13 protein-coding genes and 1 tRNA gene are annotated in these 11,561 nt (G+C 60.5%); 7 read left to right on the forward strand and 7 right to left on the reverse strand.

What is annotated here, in order from left to right; translation table 11 throughout:
• The first annotated feature begins 370 nt into the window (after positions 1-370).
• Positions 371-1,969: a Fic family protein gene (locus tag AC2YB9_RS01385; protein ID WP_487266969.1), complete on the forward strand. Its 1,599-nt coding sequence runs from the start codon at positions 371-373 to the stop codon at positions 1,967-1,969.
• On the opposite strand, the gene AC2YB9_RS01390 is transcribed toward AC2YB9_RS01385, so the two are convergent.
• From AC2YB9_RS01390 to AC2YB9_RS01405, 4 genes are all read right to left on the reverse strand, one after another.
• A complete protein-coding gene (locus tag AC2YB9_RS01390) occupies positions 1,926-2,105 on the reverse strand; it encodes a hypothetical protein (protein WP_487266970.1) in 180 nt (59 codons plus the stop codon). The two genes, AC2YB9_RS01385 and AC2YB9_RS01390, sit on opposite strands and share 44 nt — an antisense overlap.
• Entirely contained in the window at positions 2,102-2,443 is a 342-nt protein-coding gene (locus AC2YB9_RS01395; protein WP_487266971.1) for a helix-turn-helix domain-containing protein, read from the reverse strand. The genes AC2YB9_RS01390 and AC2YB9_RS01395 overlap by 4 nt, the downstream gene beginning before the upstream one ends.
• A 488-nt stretch (positions 2,444-2,931) precedes the next feature.
• Positions 2,932-3,008 (reverse strand) — tRNA-Pro (locus AC2YB9_RS01400).
• A gap of 10 nt (positions 3,009-3,018) precedes the next feature.
• Positions 3,019-3,939: a metallophosphoesterase gene (locus AC2YB9_RS01405; RefSeq protein WP_487266972.1), complete on the reverse strand. Its 921-nt coding sequence runs from the start codon at positions 3,937-3,939 to the stop codon at positions 3,019-3,021.
• A 43-nt stretch (positions 3,940-3,982) separates the two neighbouring features.
• On the opposite strand from AC2YB9_RS01405, the gene AC2YB9_RS01410 reads away from it, so the two are divergent.
• Positions 3,983-4,444, forward strand: a complete 462-nt coding sequence (locus AC2YB9_RS01410) for a GatB/YqeY domain-containing protein (RefSeq protein ID WP_487266973.1) — start codon at positions 3,983-3,985, stop codon at positions 4,442-4,444.
• Here the strand turns inward: AC2YB9_RS01410 and AC2YB9_RS01415 are convergent.
• The gene (locus AC2YB9_RS01415; RefSeq protein WP_487266974.1) at positions 4,441-6,627 is read right to left on the reverse strand and encodes a transglycosylase domain-containing protein; all 2,187 of its coding nucleotides are present in this window, start codon (positions 6,625-6,627) and stop codon (positions 4,441-4,443) included. The genes AC2YB9_RS01410 and AC2YB9_RS01415 overlap by 4 nt on opposite strands.
• 175 nt (positions 6,628-6,802) lie before the next feature.
• Between AC2YB9_RS01415 and AC2YB9_RS01420 the strand changes: the two genes are divergently transcribed.
• A complete protein-coding gene (locus AC2YB9_RS01420) occupies positions 6,803-7,063 on the forward strand; it encodes a WhiB family transcriptional regulator (protein WP_487266975.1) in 261 nt (86 codons plus the stop codon).
• A 1-nt stretch (position 7,064) separates the two neighbouring features.
• On the opposite strand, the gene bagB is transcribed toward AC2YB9_RS01420, so the two are convergent.
• Positions 7,065-8,276, reverse strand: coding sequence for an ATPase BagB (bagB, locus tag AC2YB9_RS01425; protein ID WP_487266976.1), 1,212 nt, complete (start codon positions 8,274-8,276; stop codon positions 7,065-7,067).
• Positions 8,273-9,238 (reverse strand): ATPase BagA, encoded by a 966-nt coding sequence (bagA, locus tag AC2YB9_RS01430; protein WP_487266977.1) that lies wholly within the window; start codon positions 9,236-9,238, stop codon positions 8,273-8,275. Before bagA ends, bagB begins: the two co-directional genes overlap by 4 nt.
• A gap of 60 nt (positions 9,239-9,298) precedes the next feature.
• Between bagA and sp36 the strand changes: the two genes are divergently transcribed.
• Genes sp36 through AC2YB9_RS01450 form a run of 4 tightly spaced genes read left to right on the forward strand, consistent with a single transcriptional unit; the run spans position 9,299 to position 11,514 of the window.
• Complete coding sequence (gene sp36, locus AC2YB9_RS01435) at positions 9,299-9,457, forward strand: Sp36 family protein (RefSeq protein ID WP_487266978.1); 159 nt, start codon at positions 9,299-9,301, stop codon at positions 9,455-9,457.
• The gene (locus AC2YB9_RS01440) at positions 9,454-9,915 is read left to right on the forward strand and encodes a RidA family protein (protein WP_487266979.1); all 462 of its coding nucleotides are present in this window, start codon (positions 9,454-9,456) and stop codon (positions 9,913-9,915) included. Before sp36 ends, AC2YB9_RS01440 begins: the two co-directional genes overlap by 4 nt.
• A gap of 2 nt (positions 9,916-9,917) precedes the next feature.
• Entirely contained in the window at positions 9,918-10,742 is an 825-nt protein-coding gene (locus AC2YB9_RS01445) for an NUDIX hydrolase (protein WP_487266980.1), read from the forward strand.
• The gene (locus tag AC2YB9_RS01450; RefSeq protein WP_487266981.1) at positions 10,735-11,514 is read left to right on the forward strand and encodes an MBL fold metallo-hydrolase; all 780 of its coding nucleotides are present in this window, start codon (positions 10,735-10,737) and stop codon (positions 11,512-11,514) included. The genes AC2YB9_RS01445 and AC2YB9_RS01450 overlap by 8 nt, the downstream gene beginning before the upstream one ends.
• The last annotated feature ends 47 nt before the right edge of the window (positions 11,515-11,561 follow it).

Consider the following 11,561-nt stretch of genomic DNA (forward strand, 5'->3'; position numbering starts at 1 on the left):
ATTTGTTCGAATTGCGACCGAACCCGTGGCTTGAGTTCAGGGGGTCGAATCTGAACATATCGTGGGGTACGACCACAGTGGAAAGGGCCCGCACCAAAGAACGGTGCGGACCCTTTCACAATGGTGGGTCGTTTAGGAAACTGCCCTGACCTGCATTGACGTAGCCCGTACCTGGACTCTTTCCCAGGCTTATCCGGCTCGCTTCCCAGAAGTCTTGATGTCGAGAGAGGTTGCGGGCTTAGTCAAACCGAAGGCTCCAACGCCTAGTTTCCTCCGTGCGCGCTTAGAACGGAGTAATGCTGTTAAATACAGATTAGTTCGGAACTTGGTACACTAAGTACATAAAAGTTCGTCTCTGTCGGAGGTTTTTGTGGTTAACGAGATCATCTTCACCGATGACGCGCCCGCGGCGACTCTGTCGGATCAGGTCAGCCGTGGCGCTATCCGTCGACTGGCGACCGGTGTGTACACGACGAACCTACAAGATTCTCCTGAAGATGTCGTTCGGCGCAACCTTCACCAGATCGTCGGCAAGCTCATGCCCGATTCAGTCATCACCGATAGGTCCGCCAGGTCAGGCAACCCTGTCGATGGAGTTCTCTACGTCTCCCGTCCAGGTCGTGCAAGGCAGCTCAACCTGCCAGGGGTCACGGTCAATGCGCGAGCCGGCACCGGGCCAGTAGCTGACGACATTCCGCTGCCTGGCGGCACGTACATCGCATCCAAGCCCCGAGCCCTGGCGGAGAACTCGGCCCCCTCCAGGTCAAGAAGCGGAACGCGGAGGACGCTGAGCCAGGTCGAGCTCGAGGACTGGGTTGACTTCATCTGCCAAACCGAAGGCGAGCAGCGACTCATTGCCTGGCATAAAGAAGCCGAAGAACTGGCCCCTCAGCTAGGCGTTGGCGCGAAGCACCTCGACCAGCTGCGATCCGCGATTGGGGTCGCGGTCGGAACCAAGGATGCGACAAGCAAGACCTCCAAGAACCTTGCGAGCCGGCGTGCGGGGCACCCCGTCGACCAGGCACGAGTCAAGCTCTTCGGCGAACTCGCAGAGACGTTGCGGAAATCCGCCCCGCAGAACAATCCGGAGCGTGCCGTGCCCGGACAGCCGGGGTACGGACAGTTCCTCCCCTTCTACGAGGCGTACTTCTCCAACTACATCGAAGGGACCGAGTTCACCCTGGACGAAGCCCGCCGAATCGTGTTCGAGAGTTACGTCCCCGCGCAGAGGTCGGCAGACGCCCACGACATCCTCGGCACCTACATGCTTCTCCAAGACGCCGAAGGGATGAAGCGAACCGGCGCCGACGTTGACGAGTTCGTTGAGCTCGTCAAGTCTCGGAATGCCACCATCATGAATGGTCGCAAAGACAAAGGCCCCGGCCAGTTCAAGCTCGACAACAACCGCGTGGGCGAGACCTTCTTCGTCGACCACGAATGCGTCGAGGGAACGCTCCGCGCCGGTTTCCGGTACCGCGATGGACTGGACACGCCCTGGGAGCGGGCTGTTTACACCGCGTTTGTCGTGGCAGAAGTCCACCCTTTCGCTGACGGGAACGGGCGAACGGCCCGAGCGATGATGAACGCCGAACTCACTGCTGGCGGCCAGAGCCGAATCATCATCCCGACCGTCTATCGGGGAGACTACCTAGATGGCCTCCGGCTGTTGTCGCGGCGCGGTGAAGCCGACATATTCATCAAGTCGATGCGGTACGCCCACGACTTCACCGCGAGCATCGACTTCACGGACTATGCGCTCGCCGAGCAGCAACTAACGGAAGCCAACGCCTTCAACGAGCCAGACAGCCCCGACCGCCTTCGTGTCCTCGGCACTCGGCCGCCCATCATCGCCAACAGCCAAGTAGCTTCGCCTGTCGATCAGAGAAGTCGAGGCATCTCAAAACCCGGTACTCACGCGGGGAACTTCAAAGCAAAGCCGCAAAGCCGTCCTGGGTGCGGCCTGGAATAGGGCTGACGCTCGTACGCAAAGACTCGATCACGACGACGATCAGGAGCAAGAAGTCCATGAAGATGACGATGAGGAAGAAGAAGTCGAGGTCGAGGAGTGCAATGGCTTGGTCGAGGACGTTGCTTTCGTCGCTCACGCGGCTTTCTCCTGATGTTCGGTGAGCACGTTGTATAGCGTCGAGCGGCTGACCCCGAGTTCTCTGGCGACCGCCGCTTTCGGCACCCCGGCCGCAATGCGTTCTTGAGCCTCGGTGACCTGTTCGGCAGACAACGCGGGCTTGCGACCCTTATACACGCCCTTTGCCTTTGCCTTCGCTATCCCTTCAGCTTGCCGCTCCCTGATGATTGACCGTTCGAGTTGGGCGAAGGCGCCGAGAATGTGCATCTGAAATTCGGCGTACGGGTCGCTCGCTCCGGGTTTGAACACGAGCTGCTCTTTGGCGAACTCAACGGTCACCTCGGTCTGCGACCCCAATCGCCCACATGCCCCGAAATTCTGTCAGGTCCAGTCGGTCTCTATCCCGCTCGAAGCCGGGCTCAAACATGCCCAGGAGTATCCGTACCAGTCACCCCCGTGGCGGGCCTTCTACCCGATGCGCAACACCGTCGAAAGTACCAAAGCCGGGCTGAAGAAATCAGCGACTCACGCCCTCGATCAACCCGAGGTCTCATTCGGGAACTCGACAATGAACGACTCCGAGCGAGAAGCCAACGTGAAAGCCAACGCCCGAACCTAGCTGGCCGGCCACGCCCCACCATTCACCAGAACGGCCAGCTACACAGCCCTGCCCTGAAACACAGGTCAGGGCCTTTTGCGTTCCCGATGCCGGGATTGAACCTGCATTAACGACCCGAAATCGACCCCGCAGGGGCCATTTCTGGCAAACAAAAGACGCCCACCGAAGTGAACGCCTTTTGTCTTGAGTTTCCCCAATATCTTCGAGCAGTTTCCCCAACTACTCATGGTCGGGCTGACAGGATTTGAACCTGCGGCCTCGTCGTCCCGAACGACGCGCGCTACCAAACTGCGCCACAGCCCGATTTCCCCGTTTAATGAGGACCGAGTGAGTCTATCCCAGTAAGGGTGAGCAGCGTTGCCTCGGGGCGGCATGCGAATCGTACCGGCTGATATGGCGATGTGCCGATCCCAGCGGAGACATGCAGCCACGATGGATTATTGCCGTCGACCGAGTGCCGGCTGATGCCTTTGACACGTGCGGTGTCCAGATCGCAGTTGGTGATCAGTGCGCCATATCCGGGTATGCATAGCTGTCCGCCATGGGTGTGACCGGCAAGAATCAGCGAGTAGCCGAGAACATTCCATCGATCGAGCACCCGAAGGTAGGGAGCGTGGGTCACACCGATCGCGAGATCGACATCAGTGCGTGCCGGCTCGTTGTCGAGCTCGTCCAGGCCGAGGTGGGGGTCGTCGACGCCGACAAAGGCGAGCCGCTTGCCGTTGACCATTAGTTCGGCATGCCGATTGGTCAGGTCATGCCAACCGCGGCGGGTGAACGACCCCCTCAGCTCACGCCATGGCAGGTCGAAGGGGGGCAGTTTTATGTTGCCGTTCGCATCAAGAAGCTCGGCATTGCTGCTGCTCAGATAGCTTGCGGGATTCTTGGGCTTTGGCGAGATGTAGTCATTGGAGCCGAATACGAACACGCCGGGCAGGTCGAGCAGGTCGCCATACGCGCGCAGAACTGACGGCACCGAACCCTTGCCAGCGATGTTGTCGCCAGTATTGATGACGAGGTCCGGCGCCAGCGCGGCGAGGCTGTGCAGCCAGGCCTGCTTCTTCGCCTGGCCGGGCATCATATGAACATCGGACAGGTGCAGAACCCGCAGCGGGTCCGATCCGGCTGGCAACACGGGCACACTGAACTCACGTAGTGCGAAGTTTGTCGCCTCCCACAGGGAATAGGCCAATCCAGTGGCGGCGGCCGCGACCGGCCAGAGCAGTTTATTCACAGGCCAACACTGTCATAGGGCATGAAACTGCGACACTGGATGTATGTCAGCCCTCAAGGATCAACTCCGTACCGACCTCACCGCCTCGATCAAAGGCCGTGACGCGTTGCGCTCCTCGACGCTGCGAATGGTGCTCACGGCAATCACAAACGCCGAGGTGGCTGGCAAACAGGCACGCGAACTCACCGACGACGATGTCATCACGGTCCTTGGCGCGGAAGCTAAGAAGCGACGCGAGGCTGCCGAAGCCTTCGACGCCGGCAACCGGCTGGAGCTAGCACAGAAAGAGCGCGATGAAGCCAAAATTTTGGCTCACTACCTACCCGAACAGCTGACTGCCGATGAGATCCAGGCCATCGTGACCGCCGCGGTTGAATCGGTCGGTGCGGCCGGACAGGGTATGAAATTCATGGGCAAGGTCATGGGCGTAGTCACGCCACAGGTCAAGGGCAAGGCTGACGGCGGCGTGATCGCCGCCGAGGTCAAAGCACAACTCGGCGCTTAGCCGCCGTTGTTACCGCCCGGTTTTCCCGGTTTTCCCGGTTTTCCCTGGTCGCCGTTATTGTCTGACTTCTTCTTGTCCTTCTGTGGGGGGGCAGCGATTGGTTGGCCTGCTGGCGGAGCGTTAAAATTGGTTGGCGTCAGATAGTTCTGGATTACGCCCATCGCGAGTTTCCACATCGGGCCGGCCAGTGAGCTACCACCAACGGAATTGAAGTTGAGGAAGCGTCCGTTCAGGGTGCTGCCAGCCAGCGACGTCGGTACGCCATTGGGCTTGGCGCCGGCGATCATTGAGGCGGTAGAGAGTTCGGGCGTGTAGCCGACGTACCAGACCGACAGGTTGTCATTGGTCGTGCCGGTCTTGGCGGCCGACGGGATCTTTAGCGCCGTTCCATTGGAGTAGCCGAAGCCGCCGGGCTGCTGAAGTCCCTTGAGAATGTCGTTGATCTGGGCGGCTTCGTCTTTCGACATGATCTTCGTGCATTGCGAAGTGAATTTCTTGATTGTCTTGCCGTTGGCGTCGAGGATCGCGTCGATCGGATTGGGCTTGCAGTACTTGCCGCCGGAGGCTGCGGTCGCATAGGCGGCGGCCATGTCAAGCGGGCTTACTGAAACGACACCCAAGGTGAACGAGGGGACTTCCTGGCTGGCGGGCACTTTGATCCCCATGGATTTGGCCGCCTTGATGACATTGCACAGACCGGCGTCTCGCTCCAACTGGGCAAAGTAGGTGTTCACCGACCGCCGCGTGCCCGTGTACATGTTGAACGTGCCGTTGCCGGTCGAGTTTTTTACCGGGAATGCGCTGGTTCCGCCACCTGTACAGTCAAAATAGGTGCCGGGCGGGATGACCATCGAGCCGGGTGAGTTGTAGGATTTGCTGACCGGAATGCCCTTCTTGAGCGAGGCCGCGACAGTGAAGTATTTGAATGTTGAGCCGGCTTGGAAACCTTGCGAATTGCCGTAGGCAGGAGGCACGGTGAAGTTGATGAACGACTCGCCCTTTTTCTTGTCTCTGCCCATCGGGCGTGACTGGGCGAGAGCGCGAACCTTGCCGGTGCCTGGTTCGACCATTGCCAGCGCACCGATCGCGCGGTCCTTGGGAGCAACGGTCTTCTTGACTGCCGAGTTCGCGGCTTTTTGCATACGCAGATCAATGTTCGACTTGATTGTCAGGCCGCCGCTCTCCAGTTTCTGTCTGCGGGCGGCCTCCGTGGCACCGAGATCGGGATCTTCCATGAGGACGCGTCGAGCGTAGTCGCAGGAGAATGCGGCAACTGTGCCGACACAACCGTTGGGGTATTTAGTGATCTTGAGACTCAACGGTTCAGCCATGAGTTTCTCGGCGTCAGCGCTGCTGATTTTGCCCAGCTTGCCCATCACCGAAAGAACGATGTTGCGACGCTGCAGCGCACGTTCGGGGTAGACCCTCGGGTCGAGCTGGACCGGGTTCTTGACCAGCCCAGCAATGGTCGCTGCCTGTTTGACGCTGAGTTTGTCCGGGCTCACCGAGAAATAGTGGTAGGCCGCGGCCGAGATGCCGTAGGCACCATCACCGAAATAAGCGATGTTGAGATAACGCTCGAGAATCTCCTTTTTGGTGTGCGATTTCTCGTAGGAGATCGCATACTTGAGTTCGCGGATCTTGCGCGACGGGGACTTCTCAGTCGCGGCCCGAATCTGCGCCCGCGTTGTCGCCTGCTGTACGAGGGTGAGTTTGACCAACTGCTGCGTGATCGTGGAGCCACCCTGGGTCTGGCCGTCCGAAGCATTGTTGACGAGCGCGCGCAATGTGCCCTTGAGGTCGAGTGCGCCATGTTCGTAGAAACGGTTGTCCTCGATCGACAACAGCGCGTCCTGCATGTTTATTGAGATGTCCTTCAGCGGGACATCCTGACGATTTTCCTTGTAGAAGTACGCGATCAAATCGCCGTTGGAGGCCAACAGACGCGTCGTCTGGGGGTTAGGAGTCTGCCGCAACTCAAGCGGAAGGCTGAGCGCTTCCTGACTGAGGTTGTTGGCGGTGACCGCCACGAAGGTGGTGGCAGGAATCAAGAGCGCCGCGACCATGATGCCAGCGATTAAGCTGAGTCGAGCCATCGCCGCGATGATTGAACCTCGCGAGGAATGCTCCTGCTCGTCTTGAAGACGAGTGCGCAGGCTGGAGCGAAATGAATCCCAAGACATGGGGCTAAGCGTACGGGACTGAGCCACAATCCTTCGCCGGCGAGCCCGTATGGCCCAAAAGTACTACGTGAAGATGAGCAATCGCGGTCTTACCACACCCGGCTCACTTTCGTACGCTATTAGCAGGAGTCACACTGGTCACATTTTAATGGCCGTTCTCGGGGAGGAAAACCACATGTCATGGAATGACAACTGGGCCGCTAAGGCGGCCTGCAAGGGTGACACGGATGCATTGTTCGTTCGTGGCGCCGAGCAGAATCGGGCCAAGCAGCGCTGTGCATCGTGCATCGTGCGGGCCGAATGCCTCGCAGAAGCACTCGACAACAAGATCGAATGGGGCGTTTGGGGCGGTATGACTGAGCGTGAGCGCCGTGCGCTGCTGCGCCGCAAGCCCAACGTGACCGCTTGGCGCAAGGTGCTGCAAAACTCGCTCTGAGCTATTTCGCGGCGAGTAGCTGGCCGATCGTTCTTAACCCGTCAAGGTCATGGACATCGCTGGCTAGGGCCGGGACGGATCGAGTGGGGACCGACGGGTGCGATGCCGTGAAGCTTCGCTTCAACCGTGTTTCACGGGTTTCGATCGTCGCGCGTTCTGCATGCACGTTCAAGAGTTCAGCCGTGGCTTTGTCTGTGGCCGAGCCGTCGGCCAACCGCATTGCCGCTGACTCGGCATCGGCGCGACCGATATTGCGCGCGGCCACGACGCTCACCCGATTGACGACGAGACCGGCGAGCGGCATGTTCTCGTTGGCAAGCCGTTCGACGAAATAGGCCGCTTCGCGCATTGCATCGGGTTCGGGTGAAGCGATGACCAAAAATGCCGTATGCGATGCCTGGAGCAGCGCGTACGTCTCCTCGGCCCGGCTGCGGAAGCCGCCGAAAAGCGTGTCGAAGGCAGCGATGAAAGTTTGAACATCGGTGAGCAACTGGGCGCCGATGATCTTGTTGATCGCACCCGTCACCATCCCGAAACCAGCGTTAAAGATTCGGGCGGGACCCTTGGCCGGGGCCAACATGAGTTTGATGAAGCGGCCATCGAGCAGCGATGACAGTCGTTCGGGCGCGTCTAAGAAGTCGAGGGCCGACCGCGATGGCGGGGTGTCGACGATGATTAGGTCCCACCGTGAGCCGGTCCCGCTGACCGCGCCGGACTCGGCGTGGAGCTGTCCCAATCTTTCCATCGCCATGTATTCCTGCGTGCCAGCAAATGAGCTCGACAGAGCGACATAGAACGGATTCTTGAGAATCTGTTCGGCCTTTTCGGCGGAGGCGTGTGCAAGCACGACATCATCGAAGGTGCGCTTCATATCGAGCATCATGGCGTCGAGCGAGCCGCCGTTGCTGCCGGTGCCAGCGACCGGCCGGGGCACGTTGTCGAGTGCGGTAAGCCCCATCGCCTGGGCGAGTCGCCGGGCCGGGTCGATCGTCAGGACACATACCTTGCGGCCCTGCTCGGCGGCGCGCAACGCCAGCGCGGCCGACGTCGTCGTCTTGCCGACGCCGCCCGATCCGCAGCAGACGATGATCTGGGTGTTGGCGTCGGCCAGTAGCGCGTCAACGTCGAGTGCTTCGGCCAATTGGCCACCGCCAACGCGTACCGCAGACCGATTGCCACGTGTTCGAGGCGCCGTCTGGGCCGGCTTACTCATAGGACACCTCCGGACTTCAACTGCTCGGCGAGTTCGAATAACGCACCCAAATCGACGCCATCACGAAGGAATGGCAACTCAGCCAAGTTGGTCGCAGCGTCGGAGATCAGGGTGCGTTGATTGGCCTGTAATAACTGGCGTTCGAGGTGAGCTTGGCCTTGTTCGATCAGGGCGGGCGCTGAACCCGATTCAAGCCCGGCGCGGTTGAGGCTGGCACCGACCTTGGCAGCGTTCAGTGTTCCGTTGGCAAGGGATGTGGCCGTGGATGCGGAGATCAATGATTCGCGGATGAGGTTGAGGATGACATGGCCGACGGGGAGTTGCTCGCCGGTGAGCTCGACAATTCCGTCCATTGTTTCCTGGACCGGCATCTCTTCGAGCACCGTGACGAGATGGATTTTGGTGGACGCGGCGCGCATCATCTGCATGATCGAATCGGCCTGGCGATTGATCGGCCCGATCTTGGCGAGTCCGGCGAGCTCGGAATTGACGTTGAGGAATCGGGTGATCCTGCCCGTCGGCGGGGCGTCGAGGATGACTGCGTCATAGGTGAACTTCGAGCCGGTCTTGCGCCTGACCGCCTCGTAGACCTTGCCCGTCAGGAGTACGTCGCGGACGCCCGGCGCGATCGTTGTTGCGAAGTCGATAATGCCGAAACGGTCTAGCAGTTTGCCAGCCCGGCCGAGGCGGTAGAACATGTCGAGATATTCGAGCAACGCGGCCTCTGGGTCGATCGCGAGCGCATACACGTCGCCGCCGCCGAGCCCGACCGCGATGCGTCGTTCTTCGTACGGCAGCGGGGCCACGTCGAAGAGTTGGGCGATCCCTTGGCGTCCCTCGACCTCGCATAGGAGGACCTTGCGGCCTTTGCCGGCGAGCGACATCGCGAGGGCAGCGGCGACCGTCGTCTTTCCGGTGCCGCCCTTGCCGGTCACGATGTGAAGTTGCGAATAGAGAGCCACGGACAAACCCTATCGTCAGGGAATAGTCTTGTAATAAGTCTGGCGAGATAGAGTCAGGCCATGACGCAATGGGAATACACGACAGCACCGGTTCTAGTGCACGTGACCAAACAGATCCTCGATAATTTCGGCCAGGACGGCTGGGAACTCGTCCAGGTGGTCCCGGGCATAAATCCGGAGAATCTTGTGGCCTACTTCAAGCGACCGGTGGTCGCATGAGCGCGGTCGAAGATCGGCTGAGTGAGCTTGGGCTGGCCGTCCCCGGTGTGGCCGCTCCGGTCGCTGCTTATGTCCCGGCGGTGCGCACCGGCAATTACATCTTCACGTCCGGCCAGCTGCCGATGCAGGAGGGGCAACTGGCCCGTACCGGCAAGGTCGGCGCTGATGTGACGCCCGAACAAGCCGCCGAGTGTGCACAGTTGTGCGCGCTCAATGCGATTGCCGCAGTCAAGGCCGAGATCGGTGACCTCGACAAGGTTGTTCGCATCGTGAAGGCGGTCGTGTTCGTTGCGAGTACGCCGGACTTCACCGGGCAGTCCAAAGTCGCCAATGGCGCCAGCGAACTGTTCGGCAATGCCTTCGCAGAGGCGGGACGGCATGCTCGCAGCGCGGTCGGTGTAACGACGTTGCCTTTGGATTCGCCCGTCGAGGTCGAACTTATCGTCGAGGTCAGCTGACAATGCTCATACCGGTTCCGCCCGCCCTCGCCGTGCACGTCGAGAAGCGGAGCGGGGCAGTTATTACCGAGCCCCGCAACGCTTCCACGGTCGTGTTGGTCCGTGACGGTGTCGCGGGACTTGAGGCATACCTGCTTCGCCGCCAACAGACGATGAAATTTGCGCCGGGAATGTATGTGTTTCCCGGTGGCGGCGTCGACGCGGCAGATGCCCGCACCGATGTGCCGTGGGTGGGTGATCCGCCGTCGGTATGGGCTGAGCGTTTCGGTTGTAACGAGGAGATCGCGCGCGGATTGGTATGCGCGGCGGTACGCGAGACATTCGAGGAGTCCGGCGTGTTGTTGGCTGGGCCCGATGCGGAATCGGTCGTGGCCGACACGAGCGGTGCCCAATGGCAGGCCGCGCGGGTGGCGCTGGAGGCGCATGAGTTGTCGTTTGTGGAATTCCTGCTCGCACACCAACTCGTACTGCGTACCGATCTGCTCGGCGCATGGTCGCATTGGATCACGCCGACCTTTGAGCCGCGGCGATTCGACACGCGGTTCTTTGTCGCTTTGCTGCCGGCAGGTCAATCGGTAGGACATCTTCCCAGCGAAGCCGACCACGCGTCCTGGGTGCCGTTGGCCGACGTTCTCGTGGCTGTCGATGCAGGGGACGCTTCGATGCTGCCGCCGACCCACATCACCTGCCGCGAACTGTCCGAGTTGTCCGGAGTGCAGGTGCTGTCGGCGGCCGCCGAACGATCGATTTTCCCGATCATGCCGGAACTCGTCGAGATTGACGGCAACTATTTCCTCCAAAACCCCTTGGGAGAACACAATGGCTGATTCTGCCGCGATCATCGTGACCGAGCGAGCCTCGTTCGTGCTGGCCGACAATCCGGGCATCATGACACTCGAGGGCACCAATACGTGGATCTTGCGTGAACCCGGTGCCGCTCAATCAGTCGTCGTTGATCCGGGGCCGCTCGAGGAGCAGCATCTACAGTCGGTCCTCGCCGCCGCCGCGCCGGTCGGACTCGTGCTGATCACGCACCGGCATTTCGACCATACCGAGGGCGCCGCACGCTTTACCGAGCTTTGTGGGGCGCCGGTACGTTCGACCGATCCGCAGTTCTGTTCGGGCGCCGAACCCCTCGTCAATGGTGAGGAGATCGTCGTTGACGGATTGGTGATCAACGTGCTCGCAACTCCGGGGCATACCGCCGACTCGACTTGTTTCCGATTGTCGGACGAGGCATCGCTGCTTAGCGGCGACACGATCCTCGGTCGGGGGACGACGGTCGTCGCTTATCCCGACGGAACCCTCGGGCCATATCTTGATTCTTTGGCGCTGATCGGACAGTTCACCGATGAAGGCCTCGTCGAGCGCATTCTTCCGGGCCACGGACCGGTCATTGACGATCCGGGCGCTGTCGTCAACGGCTATCTGGATCATCGGGCCGAACGGCTCGATCAGGTTTTGCAGGCGGTTGAGGGTGGGGCTTCCACGCCTCGTGAAGTCGTCGAGCTGGTCTATCAAGATGTCGATCCGGTCCTCTGGGCCGCCGCCGAACTCTCCGTGGCCGCCCAGATCGACTACCTCAACGAAACCAACTAGTCCCCAAGATTTGGCCGAAGTACTGCCGTTTTGATGAGATTTTTGTT

This window comes from Aeromicrobium changchenzhani (assembly GCF_057586615.1).

Coding starts and splice junctions, on each gene's coding strand:
- AC2YB9_RS01410 (WP_487266973.1), top strand. CDS start 3,983: ATGTCAGCCCTCAAGGATCAACTCCGTACCGACCTCACCGCCTCGATC.
- AC2YB9_RS01415 (WP_487266974.1), bottom strand. CDS start 6,627: ATGTCTTGGGATTCATTTCGCTCCAGCCTGCGCACTCGTCTTCAAGAC.
- AC2YB9_RS01420 (WP_487266975.1), top strand. CDS start 6,803: ATGTCATGGAATGACAACTGGGCCGCTAAGGCGGCCTGCAAGGGTGAC.
- bagB (WP_487266976.1), bottom strand. CDS start 8,276: ATGAGTAAGCCGGCCCAGACGGCGCCTCGAACACGTGGCAATCGGTCT.
- sp36 (WP_487266978.1), top strand. CDS start 9,299: ATGACGCAATGGGAATACACGACAGCACCGGTTCTAGTGCACGTGACC.
- AC2YB9_RS01440 (WP_487266979.1), top strand. CDS start 9,454: ATGAGCGCGGTCGAAGATCGGCTGAGTGAGCTTGGGCTGGCCGTCCCC.
- AC2YB9_RS01445 (WP_487266980.1), top strand. CDS start 9,918: ATGCTCATACCGGTTCCGCCCGCCCTCGCCGTGCACGTCGAGAAGCGG.
- AC2YB9_RS01450 (WP_487266981.1), top strand. CDS start 10,735: ATGGCTGATTCTGCCGCGATCATCGTGACCGAGCGAGCCTCGTTCGTG.